This is a genomic window from Blastococcus sp. HT6-30 (assembly GCF_039729015.1).
In the GTDB taxonomy this organism is placed as follows: Bacteria; Actinomycetota; Actinomycetes; order Mycobacteriales; family Geodermatophilaceae; genus Blastococcus.
The window spans coordinates 2201061-2214075 of the sequence record NZ_CP155792.1; the positions used below are offsets into that span (position 1 = coordinate 2201061).

General features: G+C 74.9%; 11 protein-coding genes and 1 pseudogene. 6 read left to right on the top strand and 6 right to left on the bottom strand.

Features of this window, described 5'->3' with window-relative positions:
* Positions 1 to 44 precede the first annotated feature (44 nt).
* Complete coding sequence (locus tag ABC795_RS10665; RefSeq protein ID WP_347057160.1) at positions 45 to 965, bottom strand: diacylglycerol kinase family protein; 921 nt, start codon at positions 963 to 965, stop codon at positions 45 to 47.
* A 232-nt stretch (positions 966 to 1197) separates the two neighbouring features.
* Here ABC795_RS10665 and ABC795_RS10670 point away from each other — a divergent pair, with 232 nt between their 5' ends.
* From ABC795_RS10670 to ABC795_RS10690, 5 genes are all read left to right on the top strand, one after another.
* Positions 1198 to 1647 carry an ATP-binding protein gene (locus ABC795_RS10670; protein WP_347057161.1) on the top strand — a complete coding sequence of 150 codons (450 nt, stop codon included), beginning with the start codon at positions 1198 to 1200 and terminating at the stop codon, positions 1645 to 1647.
* Positions 1648 to 2581: 934 nt separating this feature from the next.
* On the top strand, positions 2582 to 3298 hold the full coding sequence (locus ABC795_RS10675; protein WP_347057162.1) for a nucleoside/nucleotide kinase family protein: 717 nt from the start codon (positions 2582 to 2584) through the stop codon (positions 3296 to 3298).
* Positions 3282 to 4529 (top strand): AGE family epimerase/isomerase, encoded by a 1248-nt coding sequence (locus ABC795_RS10680; RefSeq protein WP_347057163.1) that lies wholly within the window; start codon positions 3282 to 3284, stop codon positions 4527 to 4529. Before ABC795_RS10675 ends, ABC795_RS10680 begins: the two co-directional genes overlap by 17 nt.
* 320 nt (positions 4530 to 4849) lie before the next feature.
* On the top strand, positions 4850 to 5200 hold the full coding sequence (locus ABC795_RS10685; RefSeq protein WP_347057164.1) for a SpoIIE family protein phosphatase: 351 nt from the start codon (positions 4850 to 4852) through the stop codon (positions 5198 to 5200).
* Positions 5201 to 5204: 4 nt separating this feature from the next.
* A complete protein-coding gene (locus ABC795_RS10690; RefSeq protein WP_347057165.1) occupies positions 5205 to 5408 on the top strand; it encodes a zinc-ribbon domain-containing protein in 204 nt (67 codons plus the stop codon).
* A 24-nt stretch (positions 5409 to 5432) separates the two neighbouring features.
* On the opposite strand, the gene ABC795_RS10695 is transcribed toward ABC795_RS10690, so the two are convergent.
* Positions 5433 to 6509 (bottom strand): SDR family oxidoreductase, encoded by a 1077-nt coding sequence (locus tag ABC795_RS10695; RefSeq protein WP_347057166.1) that lies wholly within the window; start codon positions 6507 to 6509, stop codon positions 5433 to 5435.
* Between the two features lie 547 nt (positions 6510 to 7056).
* Between ABC795_RS10695 and ABC795_RS10700 the strand changes: the two genes are divergently transcribed.
* Entirely contained in the window at positions 7057 to 8028 is a 972-nt protein-coding gene (locus ABC795_RS10700) for an NADPH:quinone oxidoreductase family protein (RefSeq protein WP_347057167.1), read from the top strand.
* Between the two features lie 67 nt (positions 8029 to 8095).
* Here ABC795_RS10700 and ABC795_RS10705 read toward each other — a convergent pair whose 3' ends face one another.
* The 4 genes and pseudogenes from ABC795_RS10705 to ABC795_RS10720 all read right to left on the bottom strand — a co-directional run bounded on the left by ABC795_RS10705 (position 8096) and on the right by ABC795_RS10720 (position 12986).
* The gene (locus ABC795_RS10705; RefSeq protein WP_347057168.1) at positions 8096 to 9052 is read right to left on the bottom strand and encodes a VWA domain-containing protein; all 957 of its coding nucleotides are present in this window, start codon (positions 9050 to 9052) and stop codon (positions 8096 to 8098) included.
* Positions 9049 to 10083: a DUF58 domain-containing protein gene (locus ABC795_RS10710; RefSeq protein WP_347057169.1), complete on the bottom strand. Its 1035-nt coding sequence runs from the start codon at positions 10081 to 10083 to the stop codon at positions 9049 to 9051. The genes ABC795_RS10705 and ABC795_RS10710 overlap by 4 nt, the downstream gene beginning before the upstream one ends.
* A gap of 284 nt (positions 10084 to 10367) precedes the next feature.
* Positions 10368 to 11279 (bottom strand): annotated as a pseudogene (locus ABC795_RS10715) (MoxR family ATPase); the annotation flags it as partial.
* Positions 11280 to 11645: 366 nt separating this feature from the next.
* Positions 11646 to 12986 carry a C40 family peptidase gene (locus tag ABC795_RS10720; RefSeq protein ID WP_347057170.1) on the bottom strand — a complete coding sequence of 447 codons (1341 nt, stop codon included), beginning with the start codon at positions 12984 to 12986 and terminating at the stop codon, positions 11646 to 11648.
* Between the last annotated feature and the right edge of the window lie 29 nt (positions 12987 to 13015).

Genomic DNA, 13015 nt, shown 5'->3' on the forward strand with positions numbered 1-13015 from the left:
CGGCTCGGACGGATCGTCACAGGGCGGCCACCGTCCGTCGGGGACTACGCGGGCGCCAGCACCGACCAGGCGGCGGGCTGCACCCGCCACGTCCGGGCGACGGCGACCTCGTCGAGCTCGCCGTCGGCGTCGACGGCGACCGCTCTGCCGGAGACGCGCACCTCGCGGCCCCGGGTCACGAGCACGTCGGCGCGGTCCCCGTGCCGGCCGCCGGTCAGCGCGGCGCCGAAGGCGACCCGGGCGACGGGGCCGGTCGCGGCGCTGACCACGACGTCGAGCCAGCCGTCGTCCGGACGCGCCGCCGGGGCCAGCGGGGTGCCGCCGCCGATGGTCGGGCCGTTGCAGATCCCGATCATCAGCAGTCCGGTCGTGCCGTCGGCCGTCCAGCCCTCCGCGTCGTGCGTGGCGACCCGGCCGTCGATCTCCACGCACAGCTGCCATCCGGAGCCGGACATCCCGGCGATCGCGGCGCCGATGGGGTAGGCGACCGCACCGAGCCGGCCCTTGAGGCGGACGGCCTCGGCCGCGGCCTCGGCGCCGACGCCGGCGTGGACGGCGTTGACGACGATGCCACCGTCGTCGTCCCGGACCAGGTCCAGGGGCCGCGGTGAGCCGGCCAGCACCGCGGCGGCCCCCTCGACCGGGTCGAGGGGCAGCCCCAGGGCGCGGGCGAGGTCGTTGCCGGTGCCGCGGGCGATGATGCCGACCGGCTCGACCGGCGTCAGCCGTCCGGCCCGGTCGAGGGCGGCGACCACGGCGTGCACCGAGCCGTCACCGCCGAGCACGACCACCCGGCGGCCGGGGTGGTCGCCCAGCGCGTCGTCCAGCTCCGCAGCGTCGGAGGTCGCGGCCACGGCGACGTCGGCTCCCGACCGCAGCTCGGTCAGCGCCGCCTCGACCGCGTCGTCGGCGGCCGTCCCGGCGGACCTGTTGACGACCAGGAGCAGGTCGGGGGTGTCGGGCACGCGTCCTCCTGGGCGTAGCGATCGTGGACAGCGCAGTGTCCGCCGACGATCCCCGGGCACCGCTACCGGTGTCACCCGCCCGGGCCACGGCCGCCGGGTCACGATGCGGGCTGGGCGCGTGCCCGACCCGGCGACCGGCGTTACCGTGGGGAACAGCGGGCTCGCAGCACACCCTCGGCCACCCGGCCCACCTCGTACCGGACGCAGACCCCGCCGAACACCGTGGGGAGCGATGAGCACCGACCGGCCCGAGACCTGGGCGCACCGACCGCTGCCCACCATCACCGGCGCCAACGGCACCTGGACGTGGGCCATCACCCGCCCCGCCGAGCTGACCTCCGCCCGCAACGACCTCCGCCGCGGGCTCGCCGCCACGCCGCTGCCGCAGGGCGCCGACGGCGACGACGTCGACCGGCTGCTGCTGGCCTTCGAGGAGCTGGCCTCCAACGGCCTGCGGCACAGCGGCGCCGCCGTCCGGGTGCGCGTCTACAGCTGTGACGACGGCTGGCTCGTCGACGTCAGCGACGCGCGACCCGACCGGCCACCCGTTCCTGCCGTCGACCGGGACCCGGCCTTCGGCGGGCTGGGGCTGCACCTGATCGCCCGGCTGTCCTCGGCGTTCGGCTGGGCGGTCGTCGGCGCCCGCAAGCACGTCTGGGCGGCGCTCGGCCCCACGGCCTGATCCCACCGCCACCTGCGCGCGGGCACCGCCGCGGCGAGAACCGGCGCTCCACGACGCCGCGCCGGCTGGATGGGCACGTGGGACGCCCGGTTCCATGATCCCGCCGGTGCGCCAGGGGCACGCCGTGCGATCGCTGTTCCAGCCGATCGTCGACCTGCACGACGGCGCCCTGGTGGCGGTGGGGTCTCGCGCTCGTGACGTTCCGGCGCCCGGACGTGATCAAGCTGGACCTCGCCCTGGTCCGCGAGCACCCGGACCGGCAGGCGGCCGCGGTGATCAACGCCGTCCGTGCCGACGCGGAGCGCTCCGGCGCGGCCGTGCCGGCCGAGGGCCCCGCACGACGTCCTCGCCGCCGGTTCGGAGCCACGGCGCACCAGCGTGCCGCTGCTCGCCTCGATGACCCGCCAGGTCGAGCGCCGGGCCCTGCTCCTGGGACGAGCAGACCGTCGTCCTCGCGAACCTCCAGCACGCGAACCAGATGAACGCCCGCACGCGCCGCCGGTACCCCCGCCGGGCGCCGGCTCGACCACGTGCTGACCTACGACCGGCAGCGGGTGCCGCCGGACTCCCCCCGGAGAGGGCACATCCGTCCGAAGCGGGGACACCGCCCGGAGCGGCGGAGCTGGTCCGGCGGGTGCAGAACCACCTGCGCGCCGCCCTCGACGAGCCGCTCGAGCTGGCCGGCACCGCGCTCCGGCTCACCGCGAGCTCAGGCGCGGCGCTCTTCCCCCGGGACGCCGACACGGCTGCGGCACTCATCGCCCGCGCCGATGCGGCGATGTACCAGGGCCAAGCGCGGCGCGGACGACCGACGTCGAGGAGACCGCCGGTGACCAACCACGGTGGCCCCCGTGTCGCCCCACCTCTACCGTCCTCCGTGCCCGCTGCGTCTGCCCCGCGCCGCAGCGGCAGGCGGACCGAGAGGACGTGGACGGTGCACGAGCAGGCCCCGCCCGGAGTGGGCTCCCCGCCGGTCGTCCGCGCGACCCTGGAGCAGCTGGTCGACCGGGCAGCTGCCCTCGTACGACCGGGCGCCCGACGCATCCTCGGCATCACCGGCGCTCCCGGCGCGGGGAAGTCGACCCTCTGCGCCGCCCTGCTCGACGCCCTCGGCGAGCGGGCGGCCCTGGTGGGCATGGACGGCTTCCACTACGCCAACGCGGAACTGGCGCGCCTCGGGCGCGTGGACCGCAAGGGGGCACCGGACACCTTCGACGTCGACGGCTACGTCGCCCTGCTCCGCCGGTTGCGGACGCCGCCTCCCGTGGCGGTCTACGCACCGGTGTTCGACCGCGCCCTCGAGGAGCCGATCGGCAGCGCCGTCCCGGTCGCTCCGGACACCCCCCTCGTGCTCACCGAGGGGAACTACCTGCTCCTCGACGAGCACGGCTGGTCGGCGGTTCGCCCGTGCCTGGACGAGGTCTGGTACCTCGACGTCCCGCCGGGGGTGCGCGAGCGGCGCCTGGTCCGCCGGCGGCGGTCCTACGGTCACGAGCCCGAGGCGGCCGAAGCGTGGGTGCGCACCGTCGACGGCCGCAACGGCCGCACCGTCGAGACGTCGCGGTCGCGCGCCGACCTCGTCGTCCACCGCGACGTCCCGGAGCCACCCGGGGACCCATCCACGAGGAGGACCCATGACGACGACCGGTGACTCCCTGCGATCGGGTTCCTGGATGTCGCTGCCGAGTCACCGCGCCTGGCTCGACGGCGAGGGCGAACGGCTGCTCGCCTTCGCCGAGGCCACCGGTGGCGCGACGACCGGCTTCGCGTGGCTCGACGACGACGGCCGTCCCGACACCGAGCAGGTCCCGCAGCTGTGGATCACCGCGCGGATGACGCACGTCTTCGCGCTGGCCCACCTGCGCGGGCGGCCCGGCGCCGGGCTGCTGGTCGACACCGGGCTGGCCGCCCTGACCGGATCCTTCCGGGACGCCGAGCACGGCGGCTGGTTCTCCTCGCTGACAGCCGACGGCGCGCCCGCAGCCACGGACAAGTCCGCCTACGACCACGCCTTCGTCGTGCTGGCCGCGGCCAGCGCCACCGCGGCCGGGCGGCCGGGCGCCGCGGACCTGCTGCGGGAAGCGCTCGCGGTGGTGGAGCAGCATTTCTGGCGGGACGACGAGGGCCGCTCGGTCGAGAGCTGGAACCGCACGTGGACCGAGCTGGAGGCCTACCGCGGCGCCAACAGCAACATGCACACGGTGGAGGCATTCCTCACCGTCGCGGCCGTGACCGGCGACGACCGCTGGCTCACCCGCGCCACCACCATCGCGGAGCGGCTGGTGCACACCGCGGCCCGGGAGAACGGCTGGCGGCTGCCCGAGCACTTCGACACCGACTGGCGGCCGCTGCCGGAATACAACGCCGACCGGAAGAACGACAAGTTCCGCCCCTACGGCTCCACCCCCGGCCACTGGCTGGAGTGGTCACGGCTGCTGCTCCACCTGGAGGCCGCGCTGGGTGCCGACGCCCCCGACTGGCTGCTGCCCGACGCCCGCAGCCTGTTCGACGCCGCCGTCGAGGTCGGCTGGGCGCCCGACGGGGAGTCCGGCTTCGTCTACACGCTGGACTGGGCGGACCGGCCGGTCGTCGCCTCCCGGCTGCACTGGGTGCTGACCGAGGCCATCGGCGCGGCGGCCGCGCTCGTCCAGCGCACCGGCGACCCGGGCTACGAGCGCTGGTACCGCACGTTCTGGGACGAGGCCGCCACCCGTTTCATCGACCGGGAACGCGGGAGCTGGGTGCACGAGCTGCCCGTGGGCGGCGCCGAGGCCGTCTGGACGGGCAAGCCCGACGTCTACCACGCCTACCAGGCGACGCTGCTCCCCCAGCTCCCGCTGGCACCGGTGCTGGCTGCCGGGCTACGGCATCGGCCGGCCTGAGCGGCCCGGGGCTCAGCCAGCGACGCGTCCACGGCCGAGACCGAGCAACTCGCGTTCGCCGACCACCTGGTCCGCACCGGTGAGCTCCTGGGCCGCTGACCGTTCGTGAGGCGGTCGGCCGGGCCGGCCGACGGGTCGTCCGGCGTGCCAGCACGGACGGCATCGTCGCGACCGGACGCCGGTGAAGTCGGCCCCGGTGGCCACCGTGTTGGACCACCGGAACCTCGTCGGCGCGGCAGATGCATCAATGCGGTGGCGACGTGACGCCGTCATGCGGCGCCGCCGAGCATCCAGGGCGCCTGCCGGGAGGGGGCGACCTGGTGACCCCTGCGCCCCGCGATCCCGACAGCCACGAGGGATTCCGGTCGGACGACGAGCACACCCCGGCTGATGGAAGCCCTCCCGGCGGCGCTGGGGCGCGCTCGACCGGCGCTGTCCTCTACACCGACGGCCTCGTCGGAGGCCGCGGAAGGGATCTGGACGACGGCATGGGCGGGCTGACGTCGACCGTCGCCGACCTCGCCTGCCGGGATCACGAGCAGCTGTGCGACGCCCTGCTCGACCTCGTGGACGGACGGACCGAGGACGACGCCGCGCTCCTCGCCTTCCGAGTCGGGGGAACGTCGTGCGCGCCGACCGCGGGCGGTCGCGGGGTCGGCTGCCTACGCTGACGCCGTGTTCTTCCTCTTCGGCTTCGGCAGCAAGCAGCGCGACATGGGCCCCGGGGAGGTCCGCACCTGCCCGCGCTGCGGCAACACCTCCCAGTGGGCGCGGGTACGGCGGTTCCGGCAGTTCACCGTGTTCTTCGTGCCGCTGGCCCGGTGGGGGCGACGGCAGCTCGAGGTCTGCGGCATCTGCGGCACCGCCGTCGAGGTCTGAGCCCTCCTGCTCGCGTGGCCGCGGTCACCGGAACGGCGGGATGACCCCATCCGCGGCCAGCCGGTCGAAGAGCTCCAGGAAGCGGTGCTCGGTATCGAGGCAGTCGGCGAAGCCGGCCTGACGGAGCTTGATCGTCGAACTGACGTTGTCGAAGCCGGAGGTGAAGATGAACTCCCCGAACTCCCAGCGCACCAGGTCCTCGTAGGGCGTGCTCACCAGGCCGTGCCGGGCGACCAGCCGCTCCCACACGTCCCGCCGGTCGGCCATCGCCTCGGCCAGCGGGACCGGCTGCGGCTCGGCGTGCTCCATCCCGAGGTGCCGGGCGAAGGCCGGGAACAGGTGCCGCCAGCGGATCTGGTCACCGTTGGTGACGTTGTAGATCTCGCCGTCCGCGCGCGGCTCGCTCCCGGCCCAGACCGTGGCCCGGGCCAGCAGTTCGGCGTCGGTGACCTGGTAGAGGGCGTCGTACGCGGCCAGGCTCCCGGGGAACCGCAGCGGCTGGCCGAGCTCCTTGGCGATCGCGGCGTAGACGGCGATGACCATGAGCAGGTTCATCGGGTTGCCCACCGCATAGCCGATGACGCCCTCAGGGCGGAAGACCGTGAGCCGGAAGCCGCGCTCGGCCGCGACCTCGCGCAGCAGGTCCTCCTGGTCGTAGTAGAAGTTCGGTTGGATGATCCTCGGGTCGGTCTCCTTGGCGGGGGTGTTGAAGAACCCCATGTGCGCTCCGTACGCCTTGCCGCCCTGGTACAGCGTGACGTGCTCCAGGGGCGCGCCCGCCGCCGCCAGCCCGTCCAGGGTGTTGCGCAGCAGCGCGACATTGGCCTCGGACGCCTCCCGCGCGGTGGCGCGTTCGGTGTAGGCGGCGAAGACGAGGTGCGTCACGTCCCCGAGGGACGCCAGGCCGGCACGCGCGGCATCCGGATCGCCGAGGTCGACCGGGAGGTGGTCCCACTGGGTGGTCCGCGGCCGACGGCGGCTCACCCCCCGCACGCGCCAGCCCGGCCGCCTCGCGTACTCCGCGGCCGCATGCGCCCCGATGACGCCTCCGGCCCCCGTGACCAGGACGCTGCCGTGCGCGTCCGCCGTCGCCTCGCTCATAGTGTCCAGGTCCGTTCCGCTCGGTCGTCGTCCCACGGCGCCGGTCCCGGTCCGCCGCGGAGCCCTGTCCGCATCCATGCCACCCGGAGCCGCCGCTAACCCTGGCGGCCGGTACTGCGACCACGGTCCCGGTCCCGGGCTCTCGGTCCGCCCGCTCCCGACCAGCCCCGGCTGCACCTGCGAGCGAGCCGTGCGGATGACCCGCTTCGGCGGTCCGGACGTCCTCGACGTCGTCGACATCCCCGAGCCGGAGTCCGGTCCGGGGCAGTAGCTCTACGACGTCTCCGCCGCCGGCGGCGACGGGGCCGACACGCACCATCCTGGGCCGCCCACGTGGATTCTCGCGCTGCGACCGGGAGGCCGCCGGTCCACCTCAAGCGCGCCCGCCCGGGCCCGCCACGCGGTAGGCGAAGGCTGCCTGCAGCGCGCAGACGAACCCATGCCGACGAAGAGCACGGAGAGCACCACGCCTCGCTGCATGCGCACCGTTCAGTTCCGGACGCTGTGTCAGGGTGGGCGCGCGGAGCCAGGCCCTAGCCTCACGTGCATGCGAGCTGTGCAGATCACCCGCTTCGGCGGCCCGGAGGTCATGGACGTCGTCGACCTTCCCGACCCCACTCCCGGGCCGGGTCAGCAGCTCTACGAGGTGAGCTCCGCGGGCGTGAACTTCGCCGACACCCACCAGATCGAGAACAGCTACCTCGCCGAGCAGCGGCTGCCGCTCGTTCCGGGGGCGGAGTTCGTCGGCACCCCGGTCGGGGGCGGGCAGCGCGTCGTCGGCCTCCTCGACGGCGGCGGTTACGCCGAGAAGGTGGTGGCGAACGACGTCCTCACCTGGCCGGTGCCCGCCGGCGTCAGCGACGAGCAGGCGCTGGCCGTCGTCCTCCAGGGTTCCACCGCGTGGCACCTGCTGCGCACCAGCGCCCACCTGGCCGAGGGCGAGTCCGTCGTCGTCATCGCCGGTGCCGGCGGCGTCGGCTCGCTGGCAGTGCAGCTCGCCCGCCGCTGGGGCGCCGGCCGGGTCATCGCCACCGCCTCCAGCCCGGCGAAGCGGACGCTCGCCGAGGACCTCGGCGCACACGCCACCGTCGACCCCGCGCTCGCCGACGAGGACCCCAAGCAGTTCACCGCAGCGCTGCGCGAGGCCAACGGCGGCAAGCCGGTCGACATCGTGCTGGAGATGACCGGCGGCAACGTCTTCGCCGGTTCCCTGTCCGCCCTGGCGCCGTTCGGCCGGCTGGTCACCTACGGCATGGCCGCGCGGCAGCGGACCCACTCGGTACCCCCGGGCATGCTTCTGCAGAAGAGCCGGGCGGTCATCGGGTTCTGGCTGGCGCACTGCATGTTGCGGCCGCAGATGATGGACGCGGCCATGACGGACCTGCTGCAGCAGGTCGCCGACGGGCAGCTGCACCCGGTGATCGGTGGCCGCTACCCGTTGTCCGCCGTCGCCGAGGCACACGAGGACCTGCTGGCCCGCCGCACCACCGGCAAGCTCGTCCTCGACCCCTCCCGGTGACCCGCTGGAACGGCCGCAGGGGACCCGCCGCGAGCGCAGCGAGTGGTGGGGGCGGCCGGGGTCCTTCTCAGATCAGGCGGTTGGTCCACAACAGGCTGAGGACGGCGCCGACCAGCACCACCAGGACGCCGGCCCGCACGAACCACGGGCTGATGTCCTTGGGCTCGGTCGTGTAGCCGATCTGGCTGCCCAGGTCCGAGTAGACCTGCTCGAGCTCCGCCGCGCTGGCGGCCTCGCTGAAGCTGCCGCCGGTCTGGTCGGCGATCTCCTCGAGCGCCCCCCGGTCGACCGGCACCGGCACCCGCTCGCCGTCGATGTCGAGCGTTCCGTAGTCGGTGCCGAAGGCGATGGTGGAGACGGGCACCCCTGCGGCGCGGGCGGCGTCGACGGCTTGCGTGTTGTCCCGGCCGACGGTGTTGGTGCCGTCGGAGAGCAGCACGATCCGCGCCGGAGGCGGCTCCTCGCCGGTGCTCTCCAGCGACGCCTGGAAGTTCTCGATCGCCGCCAGCGAGGTGAAGATCGCCTCCCCGATCGCCGTCGCCTCGGCGAGGTCGAGGTTCTCGATGGCCACCGCCACCTGCGCCCGGTCGGTGGTCGGGGGGACCACGGTCGTGGCGGTGCCGGCGAAGGTGACCAGACCGAGGTTGATCCGCTCGGGCAGCACGTCGACGAACTCGGTGGCCGCCCGCTGCATCGCCCGGAACCGCGTGGGCTCGACGTCCTCGGCCTCCATCGACAGCGAGACGTCCACGGCCATGACCACCGTGGCCTTCTCCCGCGGCACCCGCACCTCGGTGCTCGGCACGGCCAGCGAGACGACCAGCGTGGCGAGACCGAGCGCGACGACCCCGAAGGCGAGGTGCCGCTTCCAGCCCGGCCGCCTGGGCACCAGCGAGCCGAGCAGCGCCACGTTGGTGAACCGGGCGGCGTACGCCTTGCGCCGCAGCTGGAGCACCACGTAGACCGCGACGAGCAGGGCGACCACCAGCAGGGCCAGCAGCCACCACGGGGACTGGAAGGTCATCGGGAGGCCCCTCCGTTGCCGGCACGCCGGCGTTCGGCGACGAAGCGGACGACGTCCATGAGCCAGTCACGGTCGGTCCGCAGTTGCAGGTGGCCGGCGCCGGCCCGGCGCAGCGCTGCGGCCACCTGCTCGCGCTGGGCGGCGGCGCCCTCGGCGTAGCGAGCGCGGAACTCGGCGTCGCCGGTGGGCACCTCGAGGGTCTGGCCGGTCTCGGGGTCGACCACGGTGAGCAGGCCGACGTCGGGGAGCTCCAGCTCCCGGGGGTCGAGGACCTCGACGGCGAGCAGCTCGTACCGGGTACCCAGGCCACGCAGCGGCCGCTCCCAGTCGCTGTCGCCAAGGAAGTCGGAGATCACCACGACCAGCCCGCGGCGGCGCAGCGGGCGGCGCAGCGTCTCCAGCGCCGCCGCGAGATCCCCGCGCCGGCCGCTGGCGGCCCGCGGTGTGGCCACCACGGAGTGCAGCAGCCGCTCGGCGGCCAGCCGGCCGGGCATCGCCGGGTAGCGGTCGACCCGCTCCCCTGTGGTGACGACGGCGCCGAGGCGGTTGCCGCCGTGCACGGTGAGGTGGCCGACGGCGGCCAGGCCGGCGATCGCCAGGTCGCGCTTCTGGCAGTTGGCGGTGCCGAAGTCCAGGCTGGCCGACAGGTCGACGACCGCCCACGTCTCCAGTTCACGGTCGGCGATCGTCTCGCGGACGTGCGGCACCTGGGTGCGGGCGGTCACCGGCCAGTCCATCCGCCGGACGTCGTCGCCGGGGTGGTAGGTCCGGGAGTCGCCGGCCTCGCTGCCGGAGCCGGGCACCAGGCCGAGGTGGTCACCCTGCAGCAGTCCGTCGAGCCGCCGGCGCACGGTGAGCTCCAGCCGCCGGAGCAGGACGTCGGCGGGGCCGTCGGTGAACCGCGGTGGTGCACCGTCGTCCTCCGTCGCACCCCCGTCCGCGGCCGACCCGGGCGTCGCCGGGTGCAGCAGCAGGCCGGGGTGCTCGGGCGCGGCCGGGAGCGGTTCCTCCCGGCGACGGCGGCGGATCACGTCTGCTGCGGCCCGGGGACGGCGCCGTTGGAGCTGCCGTGCCCGCCGGCCGCGGACGCGCCGCCGGCGACCGGTCCGCCGGGCCCCTGCGGACCGGGGCCGTAGGACCGCCCGACCGGAGCCTGCGGGGCGCCCTGCCCCCACGGGCCGCCATTGGGCATGCCCTGCGGCGGGCCGAAGAACGGACCGCCGTGCCCCGGCGGCACCGACGGCCCGCCCGGCACCCCGGGACCGCCGCCGGACGCGCCCTGCCGCGGGGCCACCTGCGGCAGCGGGACCGTCTGCACGATCCGCTTGACGATGTGGTCGGCCGGCACGCCGTCGGCCAGCGCGTCGTAGGAGAGCACCAGACGGTGGCGGAGGACGTCCGCGGTGATGTCGAGGACGTCCTGCGGCAGCACGTAGTCCCGGCCCCGCACCAGAGCCAGTGCACGGCTGGCGGCGATCAGGCCGAGCGAGGCGCGCGGGCTGGCGCCGTAGGAGACCCAGCCGGCGACGTCGTCCATCCCGTGCTCGCGCGGCGAGCGGGTGGCGATCACCAGCCGGACGACGTAGTCGACCAGGGCGTGGTGCACGAAGACCTGTGAGGCCGTGCGCTGCAACCGGCGCAGCTCACCCGGGGCGAGCACCGTCTCGGGCACCGGCGGCTCGGAGCCCATCCGGTAGATGATCTCGCGCTCCTCCTCGGAGCTGGGGTAGTCGACCAGCACCTTCATGAGGAAGCGGTCGCGCTGGGCCTCGGGCAGCGGGTAGACGCCCTCGGACTCGATCGGGTTCTGGGTGGCGAGCACCAGGAACGGGTCGGGCAGCGGGTGGGTGACCCCGCCGATGGAGACCTGCCGCTCGGCCATGACCTCCAGCAGCGCCGACTGCACCTTGGCCGGTGCCCGGTTGATCTCGTCGGTGAGCACGAAGTTGGCGAACACCGGGCCCAGCTCGGTGTCGAAGGAGTCCTGACCGGACTTGTAGATGCGGGTGCCGATGATGTCGGCGGGCACGAGGTCGGGTGTGAACTGCAGGCGGGAGAAGCTGCCACCCACCACGGTCGCCAGCGTCTCGACCGCCAGGGTCTTGGCGACGCCGGGCACGCCTTCGAGCAGCACGTGACCACGGGCGAGCAGCGCGACGATCATCCGCTCCACCAGCCGGTCCTGGCCGACGATGACGCGCTTGATCTCGAAGATCACCCGCTCCAGCCGGGCGGCGTCGACGGAGGGCGGCACGGGCGCCTGCGGGTGGGCGGGCACGCTCTCGGTCGGGGTGCTGGCAGCGCTGGACACGTGGCTCCCTGGTCGTGCCGGGCCGCGACTGCCCGGCTCGGGCAGGCCGTCGACGGGGCGGTGTCGTCCCGGCCCCCTGCCCAGTGTCCTACACGAATCCGGTGCGGCCACCCCCCGCCGACACAGGCCCGCCCGGCCGTCGCCGGCGAATCGGCGCAGCCGCGTCGGGACCCCTGCCCGCGGGCGTTCCGGACTGCTAGCCTCGCGTCTGCGTCGGGCAGCTCCCCCCGTGGCTGCCCGACGCCCCACTGCCCGCGGCTCACCGCACCGGCGGCAGGCCCGTCAGCGGGCGCTCGGCCGCACCGCGCCGACGTATCCCCGCCACCACATGGGCGACACCTTCACCACGTCGCCGCTCTGCGGCGCCTGCACCACCCGGTCGCCACCCAGGTAGATCGCCACGTGCGTGATCGACCGCGGATTGCTGGGATCGGTGCCCCAGAAGACCAGGTCGCCGGCGCGCAGGTCGTCGCTGGAGACCTTGGGCAGCGCCGCGTACTGGTCGCGACTGTTCCGGGGGATGGGGATGCCCGCGCGGGCGTACGCGTGCTGGGTCAGGCCGCTGCAGTCGAAGCCGACGATGCCCAGGTCCGGATCCTGCCCGGGGCCGGGTCCGCGGGTACCCCCGCCACCCCACGCGTACGGGGTGCCGAGGTAGGCCATGGCGGTGTCGATCGCCCGCTGGGCGACGGAGGCGTCCCCGGTCCCGGCAGGCGGGGCCGGGCTGGTCGAGCCGCCACCGCTCGACGACGGCGTGCCGGCGACCGGAGCAGGAGCCGGAGCAGGAGCCGGAGCGGGCGCCGGAGCCGGAGCCGCAGCGGGAGCGGACGACGCGACGACGAGCGCCGCGGTCCGCTCCTCGGCGGCGCGGGCGCCGACGAGGGTCTGCAACTGCTGCTGGGCCGCGCCGAGCTCCTCCTGGAGCTGCTCCTCCTCGGCGGCGAGCGAGGCCGCCTGGGCGCGGGCGGAGATCTCCGCCGTCCGCGCGATCTCCAGCGTGGCGGCGGCCTCCGTCTGGAGGGCATCCGCCTGGACCAGAGCGACCTGCGCGACGGCATCCGCCCGGTCTGCCACCACCTTGAGCTCGGCGACCCGGCCGAGGACGTCGGACCGGTGGCTGCCGGCCGCCTCGAGCAGCGCGGCGCGCTCCACGAGCTGACCCGGATCGCCGGCGGTGACCAGGGCCGTCGCGCCGGCGTAGGTGCTGCCCTCCATGTAGCTGCGCCGGGCGAACACGGCCACGTCGTCGCGCGCCACACCCAGCTCGGCCGCGGCCTGCGCGGACGCCGCGGCGGCGGAGTCGGCGTGCGCCCGCGCGGCCTCGAAGGACTCCTGGGTCGCCTGGTACTCGTCGAGCGCGATCGCCGATACCGCGCGGGCGGCGTCCACCGAGGCCTGGGCGGCCGTCAACCGCCCGCGGAGCTCCCCGATGCGCCCGGTGACCGCGTCGGCCTGCGCCTGCGCCGCCTCGATCCGGCTGTCACCGGGACGGCGGGGCGCCGCGTCCGCGACCGCGGGGGTGAGCCCGAGGACGACCAGGCCGGCCAGCGCCGTCCCGACCACCCGCAGTGCCGTGCGAGCCCCCGAAGGGCGGGCCGTACCGCTCCGGATACCGCTGTCCACGTCTTCGGACCTCTTCCAGCACATCGACG

Bases quoted from the DNA above. Each gene is read 5' to 3' on its own strand.
- ABC795_RS10670 (WP_347057161.1), top strand. From the start codon at position 1,198: ATGAGCACCGACCGGCCCGAGACCTGGGCGCACCGACCGCTGCCCACC.
- ABC795_RS10680 (WP_347057163.1), top strand. From the start codon at position 3,282: ATGACGACGACCGGTGACTCCCTGCGATCGGGTTCCTGGATGTCGCTG.
- ABC795_RS10695 (WP_347057166.1), bottom strand. From the start codon at position 6,509: ATGAGCGAGGCGACGGCGGACGCGCACGGCAGCGTCCTGGTCACGGGG.
- ABC795_RS10700 (WP_347057167.1), top strand. From the start codon at position 7,057: ATGCGAGCTGTGCAGATCACCCGCTTCGGCGGCCCGGAGGTCATGGAC.
- ABC795_RS10705 (WP_347057168.1), bottom strand. From the start codon at position 9,052: ATGACCTTCCAGTCCCCGTGGTGGCTGCTGGCCCTGCTGGTGGTCGCC.